A 24,191-nucleotide genomic window follows, 5' to 3' on the forward strand; every position below is an offset into this window, starting at 1 on the left:
TTTTTATCCGCGCTCATGCCCCAATGTCCGACGAATTTACCGGCGTTGCCTGAGACGGTTCGGTCCGGCACCGGCTCGTAAACCCCAAGCCCCCCGCCCACGGGTCTGCGTCGGATCGAACCAACCTCGGTTCTTCTTCGGAAGAACCGGGTGCGACGATCCCAAAACCTAAATGACCGACGTCAGAAGCAAGCTGGCGTCGGTTTTTTCATGTCTGGGGCACTTTCCATCTCCCCTTGTGGGAGAAGGGAAGTGGCCTCTAAGGCTTGTGAATAAACGCAGCGCCGAGAATGGGACCGGGCAGGCCATCCTTGCCGACCGACTGCAGCAGCACGGCGCAGCCGCCCTTCTTGGTGATCTCGCTCATCGGCAGCTCGTAGCGCTGCGCCTTGCCGTGCCACATGCCGGCGGTCTGGATGCCGGTGACCGCGTTCCAGTAAGTCATCTTGCGGCCGGTGTTCTCGCCCTCGCCGATCTTGATCGTCTGCGGCGGGTCGAAATAGACGATGACGACATGGGCATCGCTGGGACCGCTGCCGGCATCGCCGGTGTCGATCATGACGCGGTCGCTGGTGCGGCTCACCTTGATGACGACGCGCATGCCTTCGCCGCTCCTGGCCATGCGGGCGAGCGCGCCATCGACCTCGCCGCGGCTGCCGCCGTTGACGTGGACGCGGCCGTTGATGACGGCCTGCGGCGTATAGACGGAGCGGCTGCCGAAGGCGCGCATATATTCATATTGCCGCTCGGTGTTCTCCTTGCGGCTCAGCGTGTCCTGCCAGCCGAGATAGTCCCAGTAGTCGACGTGATAGGCGAGCGCGACGATGTCTTCCCGGGCAGCGAACTCGGCGAACAACACATCGGCCGGCGGGCAGGAAGTGCAGCCCTGGCTGGTGAACAGCTCGACCACGCCCAGTGGTCTTTCGACCTGGGGCCTTTCGGACTCGTCGGCACGCCCGGCGCCGGCGAACGCCGAAAAGGCCAGCGCAAGGGCTGCCAGCCACAATGATTTTCGCGAGGCCATGGCCATTCCGATTCCCGCCGGTGGTGCCGGCTTTGTCTTGATTGCTAAAATATGTGGCAGAAGCGGAAGTCAACGGGAAGTCACGTTGCGGTGAAATTTTGGCGTTGCAGCCGACCGCGACGGCACAATAGGAGAAGCTCTGCGCTTCAGGATGGAAGCGATTCGGGCGGCAATCACGATGTGGCAAACTTTTTTGACGCCGGTCGATCTCTATTGCGAGCGGACCGGGCCGGAATTCTGGTCCGAGCCGATCAATGCGCTGACAAACCTGGCCTTCATCGCCGCAGGCCTGTGGGGCGTGAGCGAGGTACGAAGGCTGGGCACGGGGACCTTCGCCGAAGTGCTGGCCTGGTGGGTCGTGGCGATCGGCATCGGCTCGACTATCTTCCACACCTTTGCCACCAAGGGTACGGTCTGGGCCGACGTGCTGCCGATCGCCGGCTTCACGCTGGCCTATACGTGGTTCAACCTGCGACGCTTCCTCGCCATGCGATGGGGCAAGGCCATCGCCATCTTCATTGCCTTCTACATCATTGCCGGAGCGATAACCGTGGCCGTGCCGGACTGGCTGCGTCAGGCCTCCAACGGCACGACTGGCTATCTGCCGCCGTTCCTGGCGCTCGCCTTCTTCGGCGCGCTGGTGGCGGCGAGCGGCAATCGCGCCGGCTGGTACAATCTGGCTGGCTCGGCGATCTTCGTGGTGTCCGTCATCTGCCGGATGATCGATCCGCTGGTCTGCGGCAGCTTTCCGCTCGGCACGCACTTCCTCTGGCACATCCTCAACGGGCTGATGCTCGGCGTGCTTCTGGCAGCAGCGGCGCGTTTTGGGGCGCCGAAGGCTAGGCAGTAGGCGCCTCTATTCCCTACTGCCTAGCCTCTATTCCCTAAGCAGCCAGATCGCGCAGCACGTATTGCAGGATGCCGCCGTTCTTGAAGTAGTCGAGCTCGTCCAGCGTATCGATGCGGCAGATGATCGGCACGTTCTTCACCGTGCCGTCGCCATACGTGACCTTGGCGATCATCGTCTGGCGCGGCTTGATGGTGCTCAAGCCATCGATCTCGACCAACTCGTCACCCCTGAGATTGAGCGAGGCCCAGGACGTGCCGTCCTCGAAGACGAAGGGGATGACGCCCATGCCAACCAGGTTCGAGCGATGGATACGCTCGAAGGACTGGGCGATGACCGCGCGGACACCAAGCAGGTTGGTTCCCTTGGCCGCCCAGTCGCGCGACGAGCCGTTGCCGTATTCGACGCCGGCGAAGATGACCAGCGGCACGCCTTCCTTCTTGTATTCCATCGCCGCGTCGTAGATCGATTCTTCTTCCTTCGACGGGTAGTGGATGGTGTAGCCGCCCTCACGGCCGTTCTCGCCCAGCATGTGGTTGCGGATGCGGATGTTGGCGAAAGTGCCGCGCATCATCACCTCGTGATTGCCGCGCCTTGTGCCGTACTGGTTGAAGTCGGCGACGCCGACGCCATGGTCAGTCAGGTATTTGCCGGCCGGCGAGGCGGCCTTGATCGAACCCGCCGGCGAGATGTGGTCGGTGGTTATCTTGTCGCCGAACAGGCCGAGCACTCGAGCGCCCTTGATGTCGCCGATCTTGCCGAAACCTGATGTCATGCCGGCGAAGTAGGGCGGGTTCTGCACATAGGTCGAGTTGTCGTCCCAGGCATAGGTCTGGCCTTCCGGCGCCTTGACGTTTTGCCAATATTCATCGCCCTTGAAGACGTCGGCATATTTGCGGGCGAACAGCTCGCGGGTGACGTTCTTTTCGATGAACTCCTGGATCTCGGCCGAACTCGGCCAGATGTCCTTGAGATAAACCGGGTTGCCGTTCTTGTCCTCGCCGAGCGGCTCTGTCGTGAGGTCCTTGGTGACGGTGCCAGCCAGCGCGTGCGCGACGACCAGCGGCGGCGACGCCAGATAGTTCGCCTGCACGTCGGGCGAGACGCGGCCTTCGAAGTTGCGGTTGCCGGACAAGACCGCGGCAGCAATCAGGCCCTTGTCGTTGATGGTCTTGGAGATCGGCGCCGGCAGCGGGCCGGAATTGCCGATGCAGGTGGTGCAGCCGAAGCCGACCAGGTTGAAGCCGATCTGGTCGAGCTCCTTCTGCAGGCCGGATTTTTCCAAATATTCGGCGACCACCTGGCTGCCGGGAGCCAGCGAGGTCTTCACCCATGGCTTCTGCTTCAGCCCGAGGCGGTTGGCGTTGCGGGCCAGGAGGCCAGCGCCGATCAGCACGCTTGGGTTCGACGTGTTGGTACAGGAGGTGATGGCGGCGATGACGACGTCGCCATGGCCGAGATCATGGTCGGTGCTTTCGACGGCATAGCGTTTGGATAGTTCGGCCGCCTTCCTGTATTCGGTCTCCATCGCCTTGGCGAAGCCTGCCGGGATGTCTTCCAGGGCAACGCGGCCTTCGGGGCGCTTGGGGCCGGCCATCGACGGCACGACGGAGCCGAGCTCCAGCTCGAGCAGGTCGGTGAACACCGGATCGGTCGAGCCGGTCTCGCGCCACAGCCCTTGTGCCTTTGCATAGGCCTCGACCAGCGCGATGCGGTCCTCGCTGCGGCCGGACATTGTGAGGTAGCGGATGGTTTCCGAATCGACCGGGAAGAAGCCGCAGGTGGCGCCGTATTCGGGCGCCATGTTCCCGATGGTGGCGCGGTCGGCCAGTGTCATGTTGGACAGGCCCGGGCCGAAGAACTCGACGAACTTGCCGACGACGCCCTTCTTGCGCAGCATCTGCGTGACAGTGAGCACGAGGTCGGTGGCGGTGACGCCTTCCTTGAGCTTGCCGGTCAGACGGAAGCCGATGATTTCGGGCAAAAGCATGGAGACCGGCTGGCCGAGCATGGCCGCCTCGGCCTCGATGCCGCCGACGCCCCAGCCGAGCACGCCAAGGCCGTTGATCATGGTGGTGTGCGAATCGGTGCCGACGCAGGTGTCGGGATAGGCGGTGGTTTCGCCGTCCTCGGTGTTGGTCCACACCACCTGGCCGAGATATTCGAGGTTGACCTGGTGGCAGATGCCGGTGCCAGGCGGCACGACGCGGAAGTTGCGGAACGCCTGCTGGCCCCATTTCAGGAACTTGTAGCGTTCCTCGTTGCGCTCATATTCGAGCTCGACATTGCGGGCGAAGGCCAGCGGCGTGCCGAATTCGTCGACGATGACGGAATGGTCGATGACGAGGTCGACCGGCACCAGCGGGTTGATCTTCTGCGGATCGCCGCCGAGCGAGGCCATGGCGTCGCGCATGGCGGCAAGGTCGACCACGGCCGGAACGCCGGTGAAATCCTGCATCAGCACGCGGGCCGGGCGATAGGCGATCTCGACACCGGCAGTGCCCTTGTCGGTCAGCCAGCCGGCAACTGCCTGGATGCTCTCCTTGGTGACGGAGCGGCCGTCCTCGTTGCGCAGCAGGTTCTCCAGCAGCACCTTCATCGAATAGGGCAGCTGGGAGATGCCGGTGAGGCCGTTCTTCTCGGCCTCGATGAGGTCGAAATAGGCATATTCCGCGCCGCCCGCGGTCAACGTGCGGCGGCAATTGAAACTGTCGAGGGATTTTGACACGTGCGATCCGTCCTTGTCTGTTCAGCCTGAAAGGGAACGGACGCCGATGGCATGCAATCACGCGCAAAGGTGCGGGTACGGCCATTTCCGCTGTCCGTTCCCAAGCAACCCGAGCCGTTCAAGGCGGCGCGTGCGCTGGTTCGGCGCTAATTCTGTTCCCGCGCCGACCGCTGGCACGGATGCACCGCATATAGAGAATTTTCTGGAATAGTTCTAGACAGTTGGAGAGCAAATTTGTGCGATGCGGCAACTGTCGCGAGACATGGTTTTCAAGGCAGGCGACGAATGCGGCTGATCGCCGAAAATCTAGGCGGCGAACGCGGCGGCGACACGGTGTTTTCGGGCATCGGCTTTGCCTTGGAGGACGGCCAGGCGCTTGTCGTCACAGGGCCGAACGGATCGGGCAAATCGACCTTGCTGAGGGTCATCGCCGGACTGCTTCCGGTGGCGGAGGGCAGCGTGAAGATCGAAGGTGTCATGAAGATCGAAGATGGGGGCGAGGCGTTTCCGTCTGTCGCCTCGGCCTGCCATTACCTTGGCCACCAGAACGCAATGAAGACGGCACTGAGCGTGGCGGAGAACCTGCGCTTCTGGCGCGATTTCAACGGCGATGGGCAACTGGACGTCGAAGAGGCGCTTGAATCGGTCGGGCTTGGTGGCATCGGCCATCTGCCGTTCGGCTATCTGTCGACCGGGCAGCGGCGCCGCGCGGCTATCGCCAAGCTGTTGGTCAGTCATCGGCCGCTGTGGCTGCTGGACGAGCCGACGGCCGGGTTGGACAAGGCTTCTGAGGCGCGGTTTTCGGGGTTGATGACGAGGCATTGTGAAGAGGGCGGGATGATTGTTGCGGCGACGCATTTGCCGCTCGGATTGGATGGGGCGAAGGCGTTGGTGATGGGGGAAGCCGGTTGATGTCGGCGCTCTGCGGCGGGGCGCCTGGGCGAAGGCTTCTCAAGTCATGCTAGCGCTCTTCCTGCGCGACATCCGCCTCAACATCCGTGCCGGCGGCGGCGCGTTGACCGGCGTCATCTTCTTCCTCGCCGTCATCGCCACCATCCCGTTCGGGGTCGGACCGGATCTCAAGCTGCTTGCCCGTATCGGCCCGGCGATCCTGTGGATCGGCGCGCTGCTGTCTTGCCTGCTCGGCCTCGACCGGCTGTTCCAGGCCGACCGCGAGGACGGCTCGCTCGATCTGCTGGTGCTCGGCAATGATCGCAACATGCTGGCCTTGACGGTGCTGACCAAATGCCTGGCGCATTGGGCGGGCAGCGTCTTGCCGCTGGTCATTGCCGCTCCCTTGCTCGGCCTGTTCATGAACATGGAGCCGCTCGGCATCGGCGCCACGGCGCTGACCCTATTGGTCGGCACCCCGGCAATCACCTTCATCGGCGCCGCCGGCGCGGCGGTGGCGGTGGCGCTGCCGCGTGGCGGGCTGCTGATCTCCGTTCTGGTGCTGCCGCTGACCATTCCGGTGCTGATCTTCGGCGTTTCGGCGAGCTATGGCGCGACGGCCAATCCCGACCCGTTTCTGCAACCCTTCCTCATTCTTGCCGCGCTGACACTGTTTCTTGCAGTGCTGGGTCCAGTCTCGGCGGCGCTGGCGCTGCGCCACGGCACGGATTGAGTGACATCAGTCATGATTTGCGCGACATCAAGGGGTCGGCGCAGCGATCCTATAAGTTCGGAGGCGGCGGCGCGGCAGCCGATTGCGAAGCTGCCAGCACGCCGTTATGGGAAGGTATGATCGGGCGAGACGGAAGGATGCGGTTGCAAGGAAGGACGTCGTCGATGGAGCGGCAGTCATGAGCGCGCACGCACTTTATGTGACCGCAGCTTATGGCATCACCGCCGTGGTGCTGATCGGGCTGATCGGCTGGATCCTGCTCGACCAGCGGGCTCGAAAACGCGAGCTCGCCGAACTGGAGGCGGCCGGCGTGCGGCGCCGCTCCGACAAGGTGGCCAAATCATGAGCACAGAAACGGAAACGCCGACACCCCGTCGCCGCCTGTTCGTGCTCTTGCCGCTGCTGATTTTCCTCGGCCTGGCCGGACTGTTCCTGTCGCAACTGTTATCGGGGCGCGACGTTTCGGAGGTGCCGTCGGCGCTGATCGGCCTGCCGGCGCCGCAGACCAGCCTGCCGGCGCTCGAAGGCAGCAACCTGCCGGGGCTCGATTCGAAAGCCTTCGCCGGCAAGGTCACATTGGTCAACGTCTTTGCATCGTGGTGCGCGCCGTGCCGCGAAGAGCATCCGGTGCTTTTGGCGCTGTCGCAGGACAAGCGTTTTGTCCTGGCGGCGCTGAACTATAAGGACCAGCCGGAAAACGCCCGCCGGTTCCTCGGCGATCTCGGCAATCCGTTTCAGGCGATCGGGGTCGACGAAGCCGGTCGCGCGGCGATCGACTGGGGTGTCTACGGCGTGCCGGAAACCTTCGTCATCGGCAAGGACGGCAAGATCGCCTACAAGCATGTCGGTCCGCTGACGCCCGAGACGGCGAGGGATCTTTTGCTGCCACAAATTGAAAAGGCGCTGGCGGCACGTTGATATTCAGGTGATGCCGGCCTACGAACGGCGGCTTCCTGCGCTTCCGGTGCTCACATACCCAAAAGTACGCTCCGCTCCGGTTCTCGGAACCCACCATTCTCGGCTCGGCCTGACCTGAATCTCAACGCGCCTTGGCGGCGCGTATCACGAGAGACTTGAGATCAGCCGTAGATCTGCTTGTGGATCTGGTAGAGCATTTCCGAGCGGTCGGCGCGCATGTCGGCCAGATCGCGGCTGGAAAAGCTGTCGATTTCGGCGACAAGGCGGTTGTAGTGTTTGCGCTTGGCAATGCTGTTGCGAGCGCGGGTCATGAGACTGTCGAGGATCATAGCAAGGTTCCTTATGGCGCCGCATTTGCGCGGCCGTTATTCCTCCCTTGATCGATACGAAGCATGACATAGTAATGGTGCATTGCAAAAAGAAGATGTTGCAATGCACCATTGCGTCCAGCGCATAGCCGGTTAAAGCCACATTTACCCGAGTTAAGCCGACTTAACCCAAGTTAACCGCGATCAACCCGCATTCCCTCAATCACGTCTGAAGGAGACTGCGGACGATTTCACGGATCGATCTTGCCATATCGATCGCCGGCTGGCTTGATCCGATCTCACGTGATGCCGGGAGGAAAAGTATGGCGGCCGCAGACTATTATGAAGTTCTCGATCCACGCTTCGCACGCCTGTTCAACGGCAACGCGCAGGTCGAGAAGCTGTTCACCGGATGCCAGTGGGCGGAAGGACCGGCCTGGTTCGCCGCCGGCCGCTATGTCGTCTGGTCCGACATCCCCAACAACCGCATGCTGCGCTATGACGAGACCGACGGCAATGTCAGCGTCTTCCGGCAACCATCCGGCAACTCCAACGGCAACACGGTCGACCGGCAGGGCCGGCTGGTGACCTGCGAGCATTCGGGCCGCCGCGTCAGCCGCACCGAGTTCGACGGCTCGGTCACCACCATCGCCGCCAAATGGAAGGGCAAGCGGCTGAATTCGCCCAACGACGCGGTGGTGAAGTCGGACGGCTCGATCTGGTTCACCGATCCGAGCTACGGCATCGACACCGACTATGAAGGCGACAAGGCCGAGAGCGAAATCGGCGCCTGTCATGTCTACCGGGTCGATCCCGGCACAGGCGACGTCGAAGCCGTCATCACCGACATGGTCAGGCCCAACGGGCTGGCCTTCTCGCTCGACGAGAGCAAGCTCTATGTCGCCGACACCGGCCGCACGCATGGCGCGCAGAACCCGGCGCATTTGCGGGTGTTCAACGTCGGCAAGGGCGGCAAGAAGGTGTCGGGCGAAAAGATCTTCGCCGACTGCACCGCCGGCCTGTTCGACGGCTTCCGCCTCGACGAGGACGGACGCATCTGGACAAGTGCTGCCGACGGCATCCATTGCTACGATCCAGACGGCACGCTGATCGGCAAGATCAAGGTGCCGGAGGTGACCGCCAATTGCGTGTTCGGCGGCAACAAGCTGAATTGCCTCTACATCGCCGGCACGACCTCGCTCTACATGGTGCGGCTCATGGTCAACGGCGCCAAGACCTATTGAGACCAAGCACTGCGACCATTAGACAGTTTCATAGAAGCGGCTCGCGAGCACGAACCGCCCCGGGGAGGACAAAAAATGCCATTCGTCAACATCCGCATCGTCAAAGAAGTGATCGCCGCCGATCCGGCGGGCAAGAAAGCGGACATTGCCAAGAAGGTCACGGCTGCCATCATGGACGCCACTGGCCTTGGCAATGACGATGTCTGGGTGGTCTTCGAGGAGGTCAATGCGCGTGACTGGTATGTCGGGAAGACGGATGTGGAGACATTGAGGGGGAAGAAGTAGTTCGAAGGCGTGGAGGCCCAGCCCCACGCCTTCGTCATCCTAGGGTCTGCGCCGCGTCGCTGCGCTCCTTGCTCCGCCCCAGGATGACGAAGCGCGGTGATGGCCGTTCAGCATCAACGCGCGCGAATGAAATCCGCGAAAGAATTCAGCGCATCATGCATCGCCAGCCGGCTCGCCGGCTCGGCCAAGACAGCTTCCACCTCAGGCGGCTTCTTGCCGAGCAGGGCAATCTCCAGCACATGCTCGCAAAGCGCGAACGACATGGTGCGCATGATCTCGGCCAGTGCGGCGCGGGCGATTAGAGAGCGCGGCGAGGCGTGCACCAGCATGGCGGGCTTGGCGACAGCGGCGTCACGCGACACCAGCCAGTCGAGCCCGTTCTTCAGCCCGCCCGGTATGCCATGGGCATATTCGGGACAGGAGAAGATGACGCCGTCGGCTTGAGTGACGGCATCGATCAGTTCGGCGGCTTCGAGCGGCGTCCGCTCGCCCTCATCGTCGGGATTGAAGATCGGCAGACGGCCAAGCCCGTCATAGATGGCGATGCGACAGCCGGTCGGCGCATTGCGCGCCAGTGCCGCGATCAGGGCCGAATTGGTGGAGGCCGCCCGCAGGCTGCCGGAGATGGCAAGGATGTTCAGCAAGGCAGGGAACCAGTCGGGACGAATCGTCGTCCGAAAAACCTACCACATCGTCTGCTTATATTCCTCATCGAGCCAGCGGTCGGTCGCCTCGGCCGAATCGGTCAGCGCCAGCTGATCGCGCAGGATTTGGCCGAGCGTCGGCAGCGTCGCGCGGTCGTACCAGGTCTCCGGCTTCCACAAATCCGAGCGCATGAAGGCCTTGGCGCAATGCATGTAGGCGGCCTTGACGGTGACCACGACGACGCTTTGCGGTTCCTTGCCGTCGATGGCAAGGCGCTCGCGAAGGCCCCCGTCGACGGTGATGCGGGCGGCGCCGTTGACACGCAACGTCTCGTTCATGCCGGGAATGAGGAAGAGCAGCCCGACCGAGGGATGGAGGAGGATGTTCTCCAGCGTGTCGAGCCGGTTATTGCCGGGCCGGTCCGGAATGGCGATGGTGGTGTCGTCGAGCACGGCGGCAAAGCCCGGTTTGTCGCCCTTCGGCGTCACGTCGGCATTGCCGGCGCCGTCGGACGAGCCGATCAGCACGAACGGGCTCTTGCCAATGAAGGAGCGGCAATGGCCGTCGAGCGCTTTCAACTCCTTACGGATCGAGCCGTCGGTCGGTCGCGGCGTCTTGTAGATCGTCCTCAGTTCGTCGCGCGTGGTGACGAATTCCACGGTCCTCTCCTATTTCCCGGTCTTGTCCTCGAGCGAATGGCGCAGGATCAGCGGCATCTGGCTGAAGGTGAACAGAAGCGTGATCGGCATGATGCCCCAGACCTTGAAGGTAACCCAGGCGTCGGTGGAAAAATTCCGCCACACAACCTCATTGGCGAGGGCCAGGAACAGGAAGAACAGGCCCCAGCGGAAGGTCAGCTTGCGCCAGCCTTCGGCATCGAGGCTGAAGGCCGAATCGAAGACATAGCCAAGCAGCGACTTGCCGAAGTAGAGGCCGCCGAGCAGCACGCCGCCGAACAGCGTGTTGACGATGGTCGGCTTCATCTTGATGAAGATGTCGTCCTGCAGATAGAGCGTCAGCGCGCCGAAGATGAAGACGACGACGCCCGACACCATCGGCATGATCGGCAAGGTGCGCATCAGCAGCCATGAGGCGATCAGCGCGATTGCCGTGGCGGCCATGAACAGGCCGGTGGCGACGAAAATCGGCCCACCGAACTCGGCCAGGGCAGGGAATTTCTGCACCAGCCAGGCGCCGCGCGCATTGGTGAAGAAGAACACCATCAACGGCCCCAGCTCCAACACCAGCTTGAGCAGCGGATTGACGCCTTCCTTCTTTTGTTTTTGCGGATCGGACGGATCGCGTTCGAGAATGGGTGGGTTCATGGAAGCTCTTTCTTACGCAGAATCCGATCCAAAAAGACTGCAACTTTTTGGGACATGCTTGTTAGGCAACTCCAGCGATCGCCCTGGCGAATTCGCTTGCCGAGAACGGTTCGAGGTCGTCGACCTGTTCGCCGACGCCGATGAAATAGACCGGCAATTTGTGCTTCGCCGCGATCGCCACTAGAATACCGCCGCGCGCCGTGCCGTCCAGCTTGGTCATCACCAGGCCGTTGACGCCGGCGACATTGCGGAAGATTTCGACCTGGCTGAGTGCATTCTGGCCGGTGGTGGCATCGACGGTTTGCAGCACGGTGTGCGGCGCTTCCGGATCGAGCTTGCCGAGCACGCGGACGATCTTTTCGAGCTCCGCCATCAACTCGGTCTTGTTTTGCAGGCGGCCGGCGGTGTCGATGATCAGCACGTCTGAGCCGGCTTCCTTGGCCTTTTCGAAGGCGTCATAGGCGAGGCCCGCCGCATCGGCGCCGAGCTTGGAGGCGATGACAGGCGATTTCGTCCGCTCGCCCCAGATCTTCAACTGCTCGATCGCCGCGGCGCGGAACGTGTCGCCGGCGGCAAGCATCACCGACAGGCCGCCATTGGTGAGCTTGGCGGCAAGCTTGCCGATCGTCGTGGTCTTGCCGGTGCCGTTGACGCCAACCACCAGGATGACATGCGGCTTGTGCGAGAGATCGAGTTCCAGCGGCATGGCGACGTGGGTCAGCACCTTCTCCACCTCGGCCGCCATGATGGTGCGAACCTCGGTGTCGGAGACATCCTTGCCGTAACGGCTGGCGGCCAGCGCATCAGTGACGCGCAGCGCGGTTTCCATGCCGAGATCGGCACGGATCAGCACGTCCTCCAGATCCTGCAGCGTCTCCTCGTCCAGCTTGCGCTTGGTGAAGACCCCGGCAATGTTGCCGGTCAGTTCCTTGGACGAACGGGCAAGCCCGTCCTTCATACGCTGCAACCATGAGCGCCTCGGCGCCGGCTCCGGCGCCTTCTGCGGCTCTGCCTTCTGCTCGACCTTCTTGGTGACGGTTACCTTGCCAGGCGCGGGAACGGATTTTGGCGCGGGGACGGCCTGCGGTTCGGGCGCGATCTCCGAAACGAGCGGCTGCGATTCGAATGGCGCAGGCTGGCGAATGGGAGGTGCGATCTCGGCCGGCGGATGAGGGGCCGCGCCGACGTCTGATGGTGGCTGAGGGGCCGGCGCCGGCGTCGGCACCTCGATTGGAGTTGGTGTCTCTGTCGGAACCTCGACCGGCGGCACCGGCACTTCGATCGGCGCCGGTTCCGGTTGCTTTTCCGGGCGTGACGGAACGATCTCCGGCTCGGCGGGCGCGGGTGGCGGTACCTCTTGCGGCTGAGGTTTGGGAGCAGGTTCTGGGACGGCGGGAGGTGTTGGTATTTCCTCGGGCGCCGGCGGCTCGGCAGGCGTCTCAGGCGCGGGTTCTTCTTCCGGCTCGGGCTTCGGCAGAGGTTCCGGCCCGGGCGGAACTATCGGCTCAGGTGCTGGCGGAATGGTCGGTGCCGGCTCCTCGACAGGCGCCGGTTCCGTCGCAGGGATCACCTTCGGCTCAACCGTCGGCGTCGGCGCAGTCTCCGCCTCGGGCTCCAGCTCGTCGCGCTTCAAAAACTCCGGCACGACCTGCTCGGCCGCCGGCTTCAGCGCATCGAGTGCTTCCCACTTGATCGGCGGCAAAGGGGCGGTTTCGTCGACCCGCTCCTCGACCACCTCCTTCTTGCCGAACGAAAATATCTTCTTGAAAAAACCAGCCATGCTTTGCGTTTCTCAGGCCGCGCGGGCGGAAAGGGGCGTCGCGATCAGCCGGGTACCATCGTGGCCCGATATATCGGCCTCGACGATTTCGCCCGGTGCGCCGGTGCCGAGTGCGGCAAGCGTAAACCCTTCGGTGCGGCCAAGTCCGTCGCGCTCGACCAGGATCGACTGACGGGTTCCGGAAAGCGACGACAGATGCCTGATATAGGCAGCGTCACCCGCGGCGCGCAGCCGGGCAGCGCGCTGCTTGACCAATTCGCGACGGAGCTGCGGCATGCGCGCGGCAGGCGTGCCGTCGCGCGGGCTGAAGGGGAAAACGTGGAGATAGGTCAGGCCACACTCCTCGACGATTTTTTCCGAGTTCTCGAACATTTCGTCGGTCTCGGTCGGGAAGCCGGCGATGATGTCGGCGCCGAAGACGATGCCGGAGCGCAGCTTGCGAACGTCCTCGCAGAAGCGGATCGACTGGTCTCGACTGTGCCGGCGCTTCATGCGCTTCAGGATCATGTCGTCGCCCGATTGCAGCGACAGATGCAGATGCGGCATCAGCCTGGGCTCGGTGGCGATGGCGTCGAGCAGATCGTCGTCGGCCTCGATCGAATCGATCGAGGACAGCCGCAGGCGCTTCACGTCGGGCACCTGCCTGAGGATGGTTCTTACAAGTTTGCCGAGCTTCGGCGCGCCCGGTAGGTCGGCGCCAAAACTGGTCATGTCGACTCCGGTCAGCACGATCTCGGCATAGCCGTTTCCGGCGAGCCGTTTGACCTGCTCGACCACGGCGCCCATCGGCACAGAGCGCGAATTGCCGCGGCCGTAAGGGATGATGCAGAAGGTGCAGCGGTGGTCGCAGCCGGTCTGCACCTGTACGAAGGCGCGCGCGCGGCCCTCGATGGCGTCGACCATGTGGCCTGCGGTTTCGCGCACCGAAAAAATGTCGTTGACGCGCGCCTTCTCGGTGTCGTTGACGCCGAAATCCGGCAGCGCGCGATAGGAGTTCGCCTTCAGCTTCTCCTCGTTGCCGAGCACGAGATCGACCTCGTCCATTGAGGCGAATTTTTCAGGCTCGGTCTGCGCGGCGCAGCCGGTGACGATGATGCGGGCTTGCGGGTTGTCGCGGCGCGCCTTGCGGATCGCCTGTTTGGCCTGGCGAACGGCTTCGCCGGTGACGGCGCAGGTGTTGAAGATCACGGCGCCGCCTTCCAGCGCACCGAGGCCGGCACTTTCAGCCTCGCGCCGCATCACCTGCGATTCATAGGTGTTCAGCCGGCAGCCGAAGGTCACCACATCGATGCCCTTGGACACCGGGCTCTTGGACAGAGCGGACATCAGGCCGCGCTTTCGGTGTCGCGGGCCCATGTTCCTGTCGCCGGATCGAAGCTGCCGGAAAATTCCCATTCGGCGGCACCGGTGAGGATGACGTGGTCATCGTCGCGCCATTCGACATGCAGTGTGCCGCCCCCGGGCGTCAACAGGCTGACGCTGCGGCCGGTCCGATTGGTGCGGGCGGCTGCGACCACTGCGGCGCAGGAGGCCGAGCCGCAGGCCTTGGTCAGGCCGGCGCCACGCTCCCATGTGCGGATGATCATGGTTTCTGGCGAGGTGACCTGAGCGATGGTGATGTTGGCCCGTTCGGGAAACATCGGATGGTTCTCGAGCAGCGGGCCGAAACGATCGAGCTCGTAGGACCAGATGTCGCGGTCGACCCAGAAGATGGCGTGCGGATTGCCCATCGAGACGACAGAGGGTGAATGCAGCACCGGCGCGTCGATCGGACCGATCTGCAGCTCGATCATGCGGGTGTCGTGGAATTCCTCGGCCAGCGGAATGTCCTGCCAGCCGAAGCGCGGTATGCCCATATCGACGGAGATCGAGCCGTCGGCATGTTCGCGCGCGTTAAGAATGCCGGCCACGGTCTCGAAGGTGAAGGTCTTCTGGCCCGTCTCGGCGGCGAGCGCCTGGACAACGCAGCGCATGCCGTTGCCGCAGGCCTGCGCGCTGGTTCCGTCGGAATTCAATATGTCGATGAAAAAGGAGGTGCCCGGCGTCCTGGCGTCGTGGATCGCCATGATCTGGTCGAACCTTGTCGCGGCATCGGCGTTCAGCGCGATTGCCGCGGCCGCCGTCACCCGATCGGCACGGCTACGCATGTCGGCAACGATAATCTCGTTGCCGATGCCGTTCATCTTGGCGAATGGGGCAGTGCTGGCCATTGCTCCGTAAATTCCGTGTCCGATTGGCGCTATATGGCGGAAACGGGCAGGAATTACCAGTGCGGAGCCGCTTTACGTCACCGCGAAAATGCCCAGTACCATCAGCAGGAAGATGATCAGAACGATGCCGATGAGGATGCGCGCACCGGTTGCGGCAGCACCTGCCAGCGCCGGCATGCCGAGCAGGCTCGCCGCTGCGGCGATGATCAGCAAAATGACAATCCATTTGAGCATGGGAATGCCTCGCAAACCGATAGATTTTGAAACCATATGAAAAACGCGGTTGCCGCGCTTGGGTTCCCGTCGGCTTGCGAGGCCGCTGCCCGTTGACCGACCTAGCCGGCGATCTCGATATCGGTGGTGAAGGGCGCCGTCTTGCTCGAATTCTCGTCATGCATGAGAAAGTCGCACCGGTATTTGCCGGGCAGCAAGCCGTCGAGGGAGAGGTCCAGCTTGAAGAACAGTTCGCGGTTGTGTGAGCGGGAGGCGACCTGGACACGGCCGACCTTCTCACTTGTCCCGAGAGTCTCGCCGGCCGGTGAAACGACGGTGATGTCGACGGAAAGCGCGATCATGCTGTTGCCGAGACCGTCCGTGCCATAGCCGTAGCCAACAGGCTCCATATAGAGCACGATCTTCTCGCCAGGTTTGTAGATGCGATTGGCACGCTCGCTGTAGATGCCGAAACCGCTTGCGGAATCGACCTGTTTGACGTTCTGGACGGTCAGCGGCATCGCTTGCCAAAAGGCTTCCTCCGCGCCGCGGAATTTGTCCAGCGCGCCGGCGCCGTCACCCGACTGCAGCAGTTTTTCGGCCTCGGTGGCGCGGTCGCCGATTTCGCCTGCGAAAGCGCACGGCGTCGAAAACGCCAGCGCCATCAGAACTGCCACGATCGATTTCATCTGAATTCCCCTTTGCCCGTTAGGCTGACCATCTGCGAAAATGACCGGGGCGTAAATGGCCAATGCAGACGTCAGTCGCGCCCGATCTCGGGTATGCTCCAGACCTCGCCGGGCCGCAAGGCGCGAAAGCGCTCTCGTGGGACGCCTTGGTCATCAAGCGCCTCGGTCAGTTTTCGCGCCGGCTCGTCGATCGGTTCGTCGGTGAGCTGGAAAGTGCCCCAGTGGCAGCCGGCGGCGAAAGCGGCGTTGCACAATGTCATGCCTTGCACCGCCTCCTCCGGATTCTGGTGCTGCGGCGCCATGAACCAGCGCGGCTCATAGGCACCGATCGGCAGGATGGCGAAGCGGAAGCCGCCATGTTTCTCGGCCATCAGCCGATAGTTGATGCCGCCGTGGAAGCCGGTGTCGCCGGCGAAATAGAGTTTGCCGTTCGGCGTCCCGACGACGAAGCCGGCCCACAGCGCCATGCGCCGGTCGCGGGCGCCCCGCGCCGACCAGTGGTGCGCCGGCTCGACATGGACGACGACGCCATTGCCGACCTCGACCCTGTCGCCCCAATCGTGCGCCGACAGCCGCATGCCGGGAATCGCATCGCCAATCAGGGTATCGTTGCCGAGCGGAGTGAGCACCAGCGGGTCGTGGCCGGCCTTCAGCCGCTTCAGCGTGGCGAGGTCGAGATGGTCGTAATGATTGTGGCTGACCAGCACGAGGTCGATCGGCGGCAGGTCGGCGAAAGCGATGCCTGGCGGATTGATGCGCCGTGGACCGGCAAAGAAAAGCGGCGACGCGCGCTGCGACCAGACCGGGTCGGTCAGGATGTTCAGACCGGCCGTCTGGATCAGCAAGCTGGAATGGCCCACCATCGTCACATCAAGCGCGGCGCCTTCGACGCTCGCGGCCGGCTTTGCCTGCGGGAAGGGGCTTGGATTCGTCGCCGGCCATTTCGAGCGCTTGCCATTCAACTGCCATTTCAGCAGGTCGGCGAAACGGCCGGGCAGCTGGCCGTCGGGATTGAAGAACAAGGTGCCGTCGAAATGATCGCTGGGCGGGCCGCTATAGTAGCGATTGGCGGCTCTCTTTCTCGCGGCCAATTTTGCGGCTCCGGCAGGTTGCGTCTCCCTGACATAGGCGCTGTGCCTGCTTGCGCAAGCGTGTGACCGCCGAATGCCAGGGGGCGGCCAGTGTCAACCGGGACCTCAGGGCGACGCGCGACAGTGGCCCGTACCATCGCGATTGCGACAAATTTGCAACAAATCTTGCTGCAAACCGTATTTTAACCATATCGGGTTGAAATTTCGCCACCTTCTCCATCTTGGTGGAGGTGAGATTGTGCGGACGGCTTCCCCCCAGCCGGATCCGACGGAGGTTGGAATGACTTTTTCGAAAACCGGCCTGGTGGCCGTATCGCTGGCCGCGCTCGTTGCGAGCGGCTGTTCGACCTCACGTTTCTCGTCGATGGGCGATCAGCAGCCGGCACCGCTGGAGGCCGCGCCCGCCGGCAAGGTGACCGCGAACCAGCTACCGCCGCCGGCGTCGCCCGGCACCACGGACCCGTCGCAATTCCCGACCGCGCCGGCGAATACGCAGGTGGCCTCGCTGCCGCCGGACGGTACGGCGCCCGCCGGAGCCTCGGATCTCAATGCCGCCAGCGTCGCCGGCGTCTGGAATGCCAGCGTTTCGGGCCAGAGCTGCAAGGTGGCGACGCCGCAGACCAAGTTCGGTGCCGGCTTCCGCGCCGGGCCGCTGCATTGCCCGGCACCGATCGACGGCATCAAGTCGTGGAACGTCGCCGGCAAGCAACTGACGCTTTATGACGAGAATGGCGGTGCGCTGGCGCGGCTCTATTCCTCGGGCGGCTCGAAATTCGACGGCCAGACTTCGAACGGCCAGCCGATTTCGCTTACAAGATAGACATATTTTTCCTGGAAATTGCTCCGGAACGACATGACCGATGCATCTGCGTGACGGCCTCCAGATCCATGCGACCGTCAGGCAGCGTTACGACCATCTGGTGGAAACGGGGGCGATCGAACGCGATCCGCTACAGGAGCGGATCGCAGCTGCGCTTGACCGGCTGACCGATGAGATTTCGGCCAAGCGGCTGGCACAGAAGTCCAGCGCGCTGGGCTGGCTGTTTGCCCGCAAGCGCGGAACGCACGAGGCCGTCAAAGGGCTCTACATCCATGGCGGCGTCGGCCGCGGCAAGACCATGCTGATGGACATGTTCTTCGAGCTTGTGCCGGTACGGCGCAAACGCCGCGTCCACTTCAACGACTTCATGGCCGATGTCCAGGACCGCATCCAGAAGCACCGGCAGGCGCGCAAGAACGGTGACGTCAGGGAAGACGATCCGATCCCGCCCGTCGCCAAGGCGCTTGCCGAGCAGGCCTGGGTGCTGTGCTTCGACGAGTTCTCGGTCACCGACATTGCCGACGCGATGATCCTGTCGCGGCTGTTTTCGGCGCTGTTTGCCAACGGCGTGGTGCTGGTCGCCACCTCGAACGTGGCGCCGGAAGATCTTTATAGAGAAGGGCTGAACCGCCAGCTTTTCCTGCCCTTCATCGGCATTCTGGAGCGGCATGCACAGGTGCTGGCACTCGACGCCGACAAGGACTACCGGCTGGAAAAGTTCGCCCGCATGCCGGTCTATGTCACGCCGGCCGGTGCGGCGGCCGACCAGATACTCGACGAGGCCTGGCAAACCATGACGCGTGGCGTGCCGATTACGGAGACCTCGCTGACCCTCAAGGGCCGGCAAGTGGTCGTGCCGCGCGCAGCAGGCGATGCGGCGCGGTTTTCCTTCGCAGATCTCTGCGAAAGGCCGCTTGGGGCACGCGACTACCTGGCGATCGCCGGGCGCTTTTCGACCATCTTCGTCGACCATGTCCCGGTGCTCGGCGAAGGCAAGCGCAACGAGGCCAAGCGCTTCATCCTGTTGATCGACACGCTTTATGACCATCATGTACGGCTGGTGATGAGTGCAGAGGCTCCGCCGACGCAGCTTTATCTCGCAAAGCGCGGCGTCGAGGTCTTCGAATTCGAGCGCACGGCATCGCGCCTGATCGAGATGCAAAGCCACGACTGGCTGGAGGATTGGGCGGAGCGGCAGAAGGTGAAAGTGGCGCCAGAAGCGCAGCAGGCGCGGGCGTAGAGATGGAACCCCAAAGCGGATCCGTAGCGTTCCGTCACACCCCTCTGTCCCGCCGACTATCAAACCGTTCGAGTCCGATCTGACCGTGTGCCCAAACACATCCTCTGCCACGCGCATCACAAGGGCGTCATCATCTGGAAATAGCCTTCTGATTTCCATACTCACTGTGTAAAACTTCGCAAGTCGGCTTACAAACTTTGACGTTTACGTAAGTCCCAATCAGTCTAACCGATTGAAAATGCTCGCCTCAAAATAATCGTTTGAATTTGAGCCGCGCCGAGGCTATTGGTGCGGCGAAAGTCTCGCGGGTCCTCGCAGCATTCCGGCCTCTTCTTCGACGTGCCATCAAGTCGCCAAACGATTTGAGACACCGTCACCGACAAAGGGAAAACATCCTGACATGGCACGCAACAAGATAGCGCTCATCGGCTCCGGCATGATCGGCGGCACGCTCGCCCATATGATCGGCCTCAAGGACCTCGGCGACGTGGTGCTGTTCGATATCGCCGATGGTATCCCGCAGGGCAAGGGGCTCGATATCGCGCAGTCGTCGCCCGTCGATGGCTTCGACAGCCGCCTCACCGGCATCAACGACTATGCCGGCATCGAGGGTGCCGATGTCTGCATCGTCACCGCCGGCGTGCCGCGCAAGCCCGGCATGAGCCGAGACGACCTTCTGGGCATCAACCTCAAGGTCATGGAACAGGTCGGTGCCGGGCTGAAGAAGTACGCACCGAAGGCCTTCGTCATCTGCATCACCAATCCTCTCGACGCCATGGTCTGGGCGCTGCAGAAGTTCTCCGGCCTGCCCAAGAGCCATGTCGTCGGCATGGCCGGCGTGCTTGACAGTGCGCGCTTCCGCTATTTCCTGGCTGAAGAATTCAAGGTCTCGGTCGAGGACGTCACCGCCTTCGTGCTCGGCGGCCACGGCGATTCCATGGTGCCGATGATCCGCTATTCGACGGTGTCCGGCATTCCGCTGCCCGACCTCATCAAGATGGGCTGGACCTCGAAGGAAAAGCTCGACCAGATCGTACAGCGCACCCGCGACGGCGGCGCCGAGATCGTCGGCCTGCTCAAGACCGGCTCGGCCTACTACGCGCCGGCCGCCTCGGCGATCTCGATGGCCGAAGCCTACCTCAAGGATAAGAAGCGTGTGCTGCCGTGCGCCGCGTATCTTTCCGGTCAGTATGGCGTCAAGAACACCTATGTCGGCGTTCCCGTGGTGATCGGCGCCGGCGGCGTCGAGCGCATCATCGAGATCGAACTGAACAAGAGCGAGCAGAAGATGTTCGACAGTTCGGTGGCGACGGTGCAGGGACTGACCGAGGCCTGCGCCAAGATCGCACCGCAGCTCGCCGCCAAGTAACCCGGAGAAAATCCAGATGAACATCCATGAGTATCAGGGCAAGGCGCTGCTGAAGTCGTTCGGGGCGCCGGTGGCCGAGGGCGTACCGGTGTTCAAGGCGAACGAAGCGGAAGCCGCCGCCAAGGCGCTCCCCGGCCCGCTTTATGTGGTGAAGAGCCAGATCCATGCCGGCGGCCGCGGCAAGGGCAAATTCAAGGAGCTCGGCCCGGATGCCAAGGGCGGTGTGCGGCTGGCGAAGTCGGTCGCCGACGTCGTCACCAACGCCAATGAGATGCTGGGTAACACGCTGGTCACCAAGCAAACCGGCCCGGCCGGCAAGCAGGTCAACCGCCTCTACATCGAGGACGGCGCCGATATCGAGCGCGAACTCTACCTGTCGATCCTGGTCGACCGCTCGGTCGGCCGCGTTGCTTTCGTCGTCTCGACCGAAGGCGGCATGGACATCGAAGCGGTCGCGCATGACACGCCGGAAAAGATCATCACTGTCGCCATCGATCCGGAAAAGGGCGTCACATCGGCCGATCTGAAGGCGCTCAACGGTGCGCTGAAGCTCGACGGCGACGCGGCCAAGGACGGAGATACGCTGTTCCCTATCCTCTACAAGGCCTTTGTCGAGAAGGACATGAGCCTGCTCGAGGTCAATCCGCTGATCGTCATGAAGAGCGGCCGGCTGCGCGTGCTCGACGCAAAAGTGTCGTTCGATAACAACGCGCTGTTCCGTCACCCGGATGTGCTCGAACTGCGCGACACCACCGAAGAGGACGAGAAGGAGATCGAGGCGTCGAAATACGACCTCGCCTATGTCGCGCTGGACGGCAATATCGGCTGCATGGTCAACGGTGCCGGCCTCGCCATGGCGACAATGGACATCATCAAGCTCTATGGCGCCGAGCCGGCCAACTTCCTCGATGTCGGCGGCGGCGCGTCGAAAGAGAAAGTGACGGCGGCGTTCAAGATCATCACCAAGGATCCGGCGGTGAAGGGCATCCTGATCAACATCTTCGGCGGCATCATGAAGTGCGACATCATTGCCGAGGGCGTGATTGCCGCGGTCAAGGAAGTCGGGCTCCAAGTGCCGCTGGTGGTGCGCCTGGAAGGCACCAATGCCGAGCTCGGCAAGAAGATCATCAACGACAGCGGCCTCAACGTGGTGTCGGCCGATGATCTCGACGACGCGGCCAAGAAGATCGTGGCGGCGGTGAAGGGCTGAGCGGATGCCTCCGCGCAAGATAAATCTGGTCGAGGCGGCGGATGCGAAGATCAGCAAGGTCTTCGATCCGCACATTGCCGGCGACATCAATGACAGCCAGGCCAAGGTCGCCAAGTTCGGCGAATCCTTCGACTGGCACGCGCATGACAATGAGGACGAGGCCTTCCTCGTGCTGCGTGGGCGCATTGCCATCGATTTTCGCGACGGTCCGGTCGAGCTTGGCGAGGGCGATTTCATCGTCGTGCCGCGCGGCGTCGAGCACCGGCCGCGCTCGCTGACTTCGGAGCCCGTGGTGCTGATGTTCGAGCCGGCGACGACGCTCAACACCGGCAACGCCAAGAGCGACCTCACCGTCTCCGACCTGAAGCGGCTCTGACCCATGAACGCAGCCGCCTTCTCCTCGCTCTCGGCCGATCACCAGCGCCTGCAGGCGCTGGTCGGCGCGTGGCGTGGTGAGGAAGAGGTGGCGGCAACTCAATGGACCGATGCCGGCACGGCGACTTCCGAAGTGCTGGCTGAGGCACAGTTCGGCGGGCTGTTCGTGGTGCAGCGCTATCGCCAGCGTCGCGACGGCACGGTCTCGTTCGGCGCGCACAGCGTGTTTGGCTTCGACCAGCAAAACAGCATCGCCACCATGCATCAGTTCGACTCGATGGGCTTCGTGCCGGCGGCTCCGGCCACGGGCACTTGGAACGGCAACGAACTCACTGTGGAGCGGTCGTCGCCGCGCGGCGTCGCGCGCGTGACGTATGTTTTCGACGGTGCCGACGCCTACCGCATGCGATTGCAGTTCAAACCTGCCGGCAGCGATGCCTGGCAGGACATGGTGAGCGGCGTTTACCGGCGCGTCTCGCCTTCCGAGTTAGGGGAAGGCTGAGCGATGCAGGTCGTGGGCATGGCGGTTGAAAAAATACACATAATCACACATATATTGGCTGTGTATTTATGTGGAGACAAGCGATGAAGAATGTCACCCTAGCCATGGACGAGGCTCTGCTCGAAAAGGCGCGAGGCCTTGCCGGACGTCGCAACACCACGCTCAACGCCCTCATTCGTTCACTGCTTGCGCATGAAGTCGAGCAGGAAGACCGGATGGCCTGGGCCAAGGCGGGAATGAAGCGACTCATGGACGAGGCCGCGAGACGGGGCGACAGCGCCGACACCCCCTACAAGTGGGATCGAAGGGACGCCTATGCCGACCGGGAGGATCGATTGCTTTCTCGACACGAACGTCCTGATCTACGCGGCTTCGGAGAAGAATCGTGATCCACGCCGCGCGCCGATCGCCGCAGAACTGGTATCGAGCACCATCTTTGGCGTGTCGGGGCAAACTTTGGCCGAATTCGCCGCAGTGTCGCGAGCGAAATCCCTCCTGGGCGATGACCTGCTCGACCAGTGGCTGGTTCTCCTCGGGACCTGTCCTTTGGTGCCCGTCGACGAAAGCTACGTCCGCTCTGGGCTGGACCTCGCGCGCCGTTACGGAATTCACTACTACGACGCCGCGCTTCTCGCCGCGGCCGTCTATCTCGGTGCGCCGATTTTCTACACTGAGGGTCTCAACCACAACCAGGTTTATGGCTCGGTACGAGCCGTCAATCCTTTCTTGTAATCGCTGAATCCAGAGGCGTTATCACCCATGTCCATTCTCGTCGACAAGAACACCAAGGTGCTGGTGCAGGGCCTGACCGGCAAGACCGGTACGTTCCACACCGAACAGGCGCTGGCCTATCACGGCACAAAAATGATCGGCGGCATCCATCCCAAAAAGGGCGGCGAGACCTGGACCGGTTCCAAGGGCGAGAGCCTGCCGATCTTCGCCACCGTCGCCGAGGGCAAGGAGAAGACCGGCGCCAACGCTTCAGTCGTCTATGTGCCGCCGGCGGGCGCCGCCGAAGCCATCCTGGAGGCGATCGAGGCCGAGATCCCGCTGATCATCTGCATCACCGAAGGCATACCGGTGATGGACATGATCAGGGTCAAGGCGCGGCTCGACCGCTCGACCTCGAGGCTGATCGGCCCGAACTGCCCGGGCGTCTTGACGCCCAACGAATGCAAGATCGGCATCATGCCCGGAAACATCTTCCGCAAGGGCTCGGTCGGCGTTGTTTCGCGCTCGGGAACGCTTACCTATGAGGCAGTGTTCCAGACCACCAATGTCGGCCTCGGCCAGACCACCGCCGTCGGCATTGGCGGCGACCCCGTCAAGGGCACCGAGTTCATCGACGTGCTCGAGATGTTCCTCGCCGACGACGAGACCAAGTCGATCATCATGATCGGCGAGATCGGCGGTTCGGCAGAGGAAGACGCCGCGCAGTTCCTCAAGGACGAAGCCAAGCGTGGCCGCAAGAAGCCGATGGCCGGCTTCATCGCCGGGCGCACGGCGCCGGCCGGCCGCACCATGGGTCATGCGGGCGCGGTCATCTCTGGCGGCAAGGGCGGCGCCGAGGACAAGATCGCGGCAATGGAATCGGCCGGCATCAAGGTATCGCCCTCGCCGGCAAGGCTGGGCACGACGCTGGTCGAGGCAATCAAGAGTTAAAGCGAGTAGCGAGTAGCGAGTAGTGAATAGCGAATAGGGAAAACAGAGTAGCGGTGCGACCACGGGGCAATCCCTACTCGCT

Annotated in this window: 28 protein-coding genes; 16 read left to right on the top strand and 12 right to left on the bottom strand. The window is 63.0% G+C overall.

Annotated elements, in window-relative coordinates:
* Positions 1-259 precede the first annotated feature (259 nt).
* Complete coding sequence (locus NKJ90_RS13575) at positions 260-1,030, bottom strand: DUF1223 domain-containing protein (RefSeq protein ID WP_023758927.1); 771 nt, start codon at positions 1,028-1,030, stop codon at positions 260-262.
* Between the two features lie 172 nt (positions 1,031-1,202).
* Between NKJ90_RS13575 and NKJ90_RS13580 the strand changes: the two genes are divergently transcribed.
* Positions 1,203-1,874, top strand: a complete 672-nt coding sequence (locus NKJ90_RS13580; RefSeq protein WP_023758926.1) for a ceramidase domain-containing protein — start codon at positions 1,203-1,205, stop codon at positions 1,872-1,874.
* A gap of 34 nt (positions 1,875-1,908) precedes the next feature.
* On the opposite strand, the gene acnA is transcribed toward NKJ90_RS13580, so the two are convergent.
* On the bottom strand, positions 1,909-4,599 hold the full coding sequence (acnA, locus tag NKJ90_RS13585) for an aconitate hydratase AcnA (RefSeq protein ID WP_352486147.1): 2,691 nt from the start codon (positions 4,597-4,599) through the stop codon (positions 1,909-1,911).
* 285 nt (positions 4,600-4,884) lie between these two features.
* Here acnA and ccmA point away from each other — a divergent pair, with 285 nt between their 5' ends.
* The 4 genes from ccmA (at position 4,885) to NKJ90_RS13605 (ending at position 7,141) form a co-directional block, all read left to right on the top strand.
* A complete protein-coding gene (ccmA, locus tag NKJ90_RS13590; RefSeq protein WP_023758924.1) occupies positions 4,885-5,511 on the top strand; it encodes a heme ABC exporter ATP-binding protein CcmA in 627 nt (208 codons plus the stop codon).
* Positions 5,512-5,557: 46 nt separating this feature from the next.
* Positions 5,558-6,223: a heme exporter protein CcmB gene (gene ccmB / locus NKJ90_RS13595; protein WP_023758923.1), complete on the top strand. Its 666-nt coding sequence runs from the start codon at positions 5,558-5,560 to the stop codon at positions 6,221-6,223.
* A gap of 178 nt (positions 6,224-6,401) precedes the next feature.
* Positions 6,402-6,569 carry a heme exporter protein CcmD gene (gene ccmD / locus NKJ90_RS13600; protein ID WP_023758922.1) on the top strand — a complete coding sequence of 56 codons (168 nt, stop codon included), beginning with the start codon at positions 6,402-6,404 and terminating at the stop codon, positions 6,567-6,569.
* Positions 6,566-7,141, top strand: coding sequence for a DsbE family thiol:disulfide interchange protein (locus tag NKJ90_RS13605; protein ID WP_023758921.1), 576 nt, complete (start codon positions 6,566-6,568; stop codon positions 7,139-7,141). The genes ccmD and NKJ90_RS13605 overlap by 4 nt, the downstream gene beginning before the upstream one ends.
* Before the next feature lie 161 nt (positions 7,142-7,302).
* Here NKJ90_RS13605 and NKJ90_RS13610 read toward each other — a convergent pair whose 3' ends face one another.
* A complete protein-coding gene (locus NKJ90_RS13610) occupies positions 7,303-7,470 on the bottom strand; it encodes a hypothetical protein (RefSeq protein ID WP_013528833.1) in 168 nt (55 codons plus the stop codon).
* Between the two features lie 302 nt (positions 7,471-7,772).
* Here NKJ90_RS13610 and NKJ90_RS13615 point away from each other — a divergent pair, with 302 nt between their 5' ends.
* Together NKJ90_RS13615 and NKJ90_RS13620 are read left to right on the top strand one after the other, a co-directional pair.
* Complete coding sequence (locus tag NKJ90_RS13615) at positions 7,773-8,693, top strand: SMP-30/gluconolactonase/LRE family protein (RefSeq protein WP_352486148.1); 921 nt, start codon at positions 7,773-7,775, stop codon at positions 8,691-8,693.
* A 75-nt stretch (positions 8,694-8,768) separates the two neighbouring features.
* A complete protein-coding gene (locus NKJ90_RS13620) occupies positions 8,769-8,978 on the top strand; it encodes a tautomerase family protein (protein ID WP_023758919.1) in 210 nt (69 codons plus the stop codon).
* A 113-nt stretch (positions 8,979-9,091) separates the two neighbouring features.
* On the opposite strand, the gene NKJ90_RS13625 is transcribed toward NKJ90_RS13620, so the two are convergent.
* From NKJ90_RS13625 to NKJ90_RS13665, 9 genes are all read right to left on the bottom strand, one after another.
* On the bottom strand, positions 9,092-9,622 hold the full coding sequence (locus tag NKJ90_RS13625; protein WP_023758918.1) for an NADPH-dependent FMN reductase: 531 nt from the start codon (positions 9,620-9,622) through the stop codon (positions 9,092-9,094).
* Positions 9,623-9,661: 39 nt separating this feature from the next.
* Positions 9,662-10,282, bottom strand: a complete 621-nt coding sequence (locus NKJ90_RS13630; RefSeq protein WP_023758917.1) for a pyridoxamine 5'-phosphate oxidase family protein — start codon at positions 10,280-10,282, stop codon at positions 9,662-9,664.
* A 9-nt stretch (positions 10,283-10,291) separates the two neighbouring features.
* Complete coding sequence (locus tag NKJ90_RS13635; RefSeq protein WP_023758916.1) at positions 10,292-10,948, bottom strand: septation protein A; 657 nt, start codon at positions 10,946-10,948, stop codon at positions 10,292-10,294.
* A 61-nt stretch (positions 10,949-11,009) separates the two neighbouring features.
* Positions 11,010-12,728, bottom strand: a complete 1,719-nt coding sequence (gene ftsY, locus NKJ90_RS13640) for a signal recognition particle-docking protein FtsY (protein WP_023758915.1) — start codon at positions 12,726-12,728, stop codon at positions 11,010-11,012.
* 12 nt (positions 12,729-12,740) lie between these two features.
* The gene (mtaB, locus tag NKJ90_RS13645; protein WP_031260138.1) at positions 12,741-14,054 is read right to left on the bottom strand and encodes a tRNA (N(6)-L-threonylcarbamoyladenosine(37)-C(2))-methylthiotransferase MtaB; all 1,314 of its coding nucleotides are present in this window, start codon (positions 14,052-14,054) and stop codon (positions 12,741-12,743) included.
* A complete protein-coding gene (gene dapF, locus NKJ90_RS13650) occupies positions 14,054-14,938 on the bottom strand; it encodes a diaminopimelate epimerase (RefSeq protein ID WP_023758913.1) in 885 nt (294 codons plus the stop codon). The genes mtaB and dapF overlap by 1 nt, the downstream gene beginning before the upstream one ends.
* Before the next feature lie 72 nt (positions 14,939-15,010).
* Complete coding sequence (locus NKJ90_RS13655) at positions 15,011-15,172, bottom strand: DUF1328 family protein (RefSeq protein WP_023758912.1); 162 nt, start codon at positions 15,170-15,172, stop codon at positions 15,011-15,013.
* 101 nt (positions 15,173-15,273) lie between these two features.
* The gene (locus NKJ90_RS13660; protein ID WP_023758911.1) at positions 15,274-15,840 is read right to left on the bottom strand and encodes a hypothetical protein; all 567 of its coding nucleotides are present in this window, start codon (positions 15,838-15,840) and stop codon (positions 15,274-15,276) included.
* 71 nt (positions 15,841-15,911) lie between these two features.
* A complete protein-coding gene (locus tag NKJ90_RS13665) occupies positions 15,912-16,931 on the bottom strand; it encodes an MBL fold metallo-hydrolase (protein WP_023758910.1) in 1,020 nt (339 codons plus the stop codon).
* A 280-nt stretch (positions 16,932-17,211) separates the two neighbouring features.
* Between NKJ90_RS13665 and NKJ90_RS13670 the strand changes: the two genes are divergently transcribed.
* The 9 genes from NKJ90_RS13670 to sucD all read left to right on the top strand — a co-directional run bounded on the left by NKJ90_RS13670 (position 17,212) and on the right by sucD (position 24,109).
* Complete coding sequence (locus NKJ90_RS13670; protein ID WP_023758909.1) at positions 17,212-17,751, top strand: protease inhibitor Inh/omp19 family protein; 540 nt, start codon at positions 17,212-17,214, stop codon at positions 17,749-17,751.
* Positions 17,752-17,791: 40 nt separating this feature from the next.
* On the top strand, positions 17,792-18,991 hold the full coding sequence (zapE, locus tag NKJ90_RS13675; RefSeq protein WP_023758908.1) for a cell division protein ZapE: 1,200 nt from the start codon (positions 17,792-17,794) through the stop codon (positions 18,989-18,991).
* A 400-nt stretch (positions 18,992-19,391) separates the two neighbouring features.
* Positions 19,392-20,360, top strand: a complete 969-nt coding sequence (gene mdh / locus NKJ90_RS13680; protein ID WP_352486149.1) for a malate dehydrogenase — start codon at positions 19,392-19,394, stop codon at positions 20,358-20,360.
* 16 nt (positions 20,361-20,376) lie between these two features.
* The gene (gene sucC / locus NKJ90_RS13685; RefSeq protein ID WP_023758906.1) at positions 20,377-21,570 is read left to right on the top strand and encodes an ADP-forming succinate--CoA ligase subunit beta; all 1,194 of its coding nucleotides are present in this window, start codon (positions 20,377-20,379) and stop codon (positions 21,568-21,570) included.
* A gap of 4 nt (positions 21,571-21,574) precedes the next feature.
* Positions 21,575-21,946, top strand: a complete 372-nt coding sequence (locus tag NKJ90_RS13690; RefSeq protein WP_023758905.1) for a cupin domain-containing protein — start codon at positions 21,575-21,577, stop codon at positions 21,944-21,946.
* Positions 21,947-21,949: 3 nt separating this feature from the next.
* A complete protein-coding gene (locus NKJ90_RS13695) occupies positions 21,950-22,447 on the top strand; it encodes a DUF1579 family protein (protein ID WP_023758904.1) in 498 nt (165 codons plus the stop codon).
* 83 nt (positions 22,448-22,530) lie between these two features.
* Positions 22,531-22,836: a hypothetical protein gene (locus NKJ90_RS13700; protein WP_023758903.1), complete on the top strand. Its 306-nt coding sequence runs from the start codon at positions 22,531-22,533 to the stop codon at positions 22,834-22,836.
* On the top strand, positions 22,763-23,179 hold the full coding sequence (locus NKJ90_RS13705; protein ID WP_031260135.1) for a PIN domain-containing protein: 417 nt from the start codon (positions 22,763-22,765) through the stop codon (positions 23,177-23,179). The genes NKJ90_RS13700 and NKJ90_RS13705 overlap by 74 nt, the downstream gene beginning before the upstream one ends.
* A 27-nt stretch (positions 23,180-23,206) precedes the next feature.
* The gene (gene sucD / locus NKJ90_RS13710) at positions 23,207-24,109 is read left to right on the top strand and encodes a succinate--CoA ligase subunit alpha (RefSeq protein ID WP_023758901.1); all 903 of its coding nucleotides are present in this window, start codon (positions 23,207-23,209) and stop codon (positions 24,107-24,109) included.
* Positions 24,110-24,191 lie beyond the last annotated feature (82 nt).

It is taken from the genome of Mesorhizobium sp. M0051, from assembly GCF_040323235.1.
GTDB lineage: Bacteria > Pseudomonadota > Alphaproteobacteria > Rhizobiales > Rhizobiaceae > Mesorhizobium.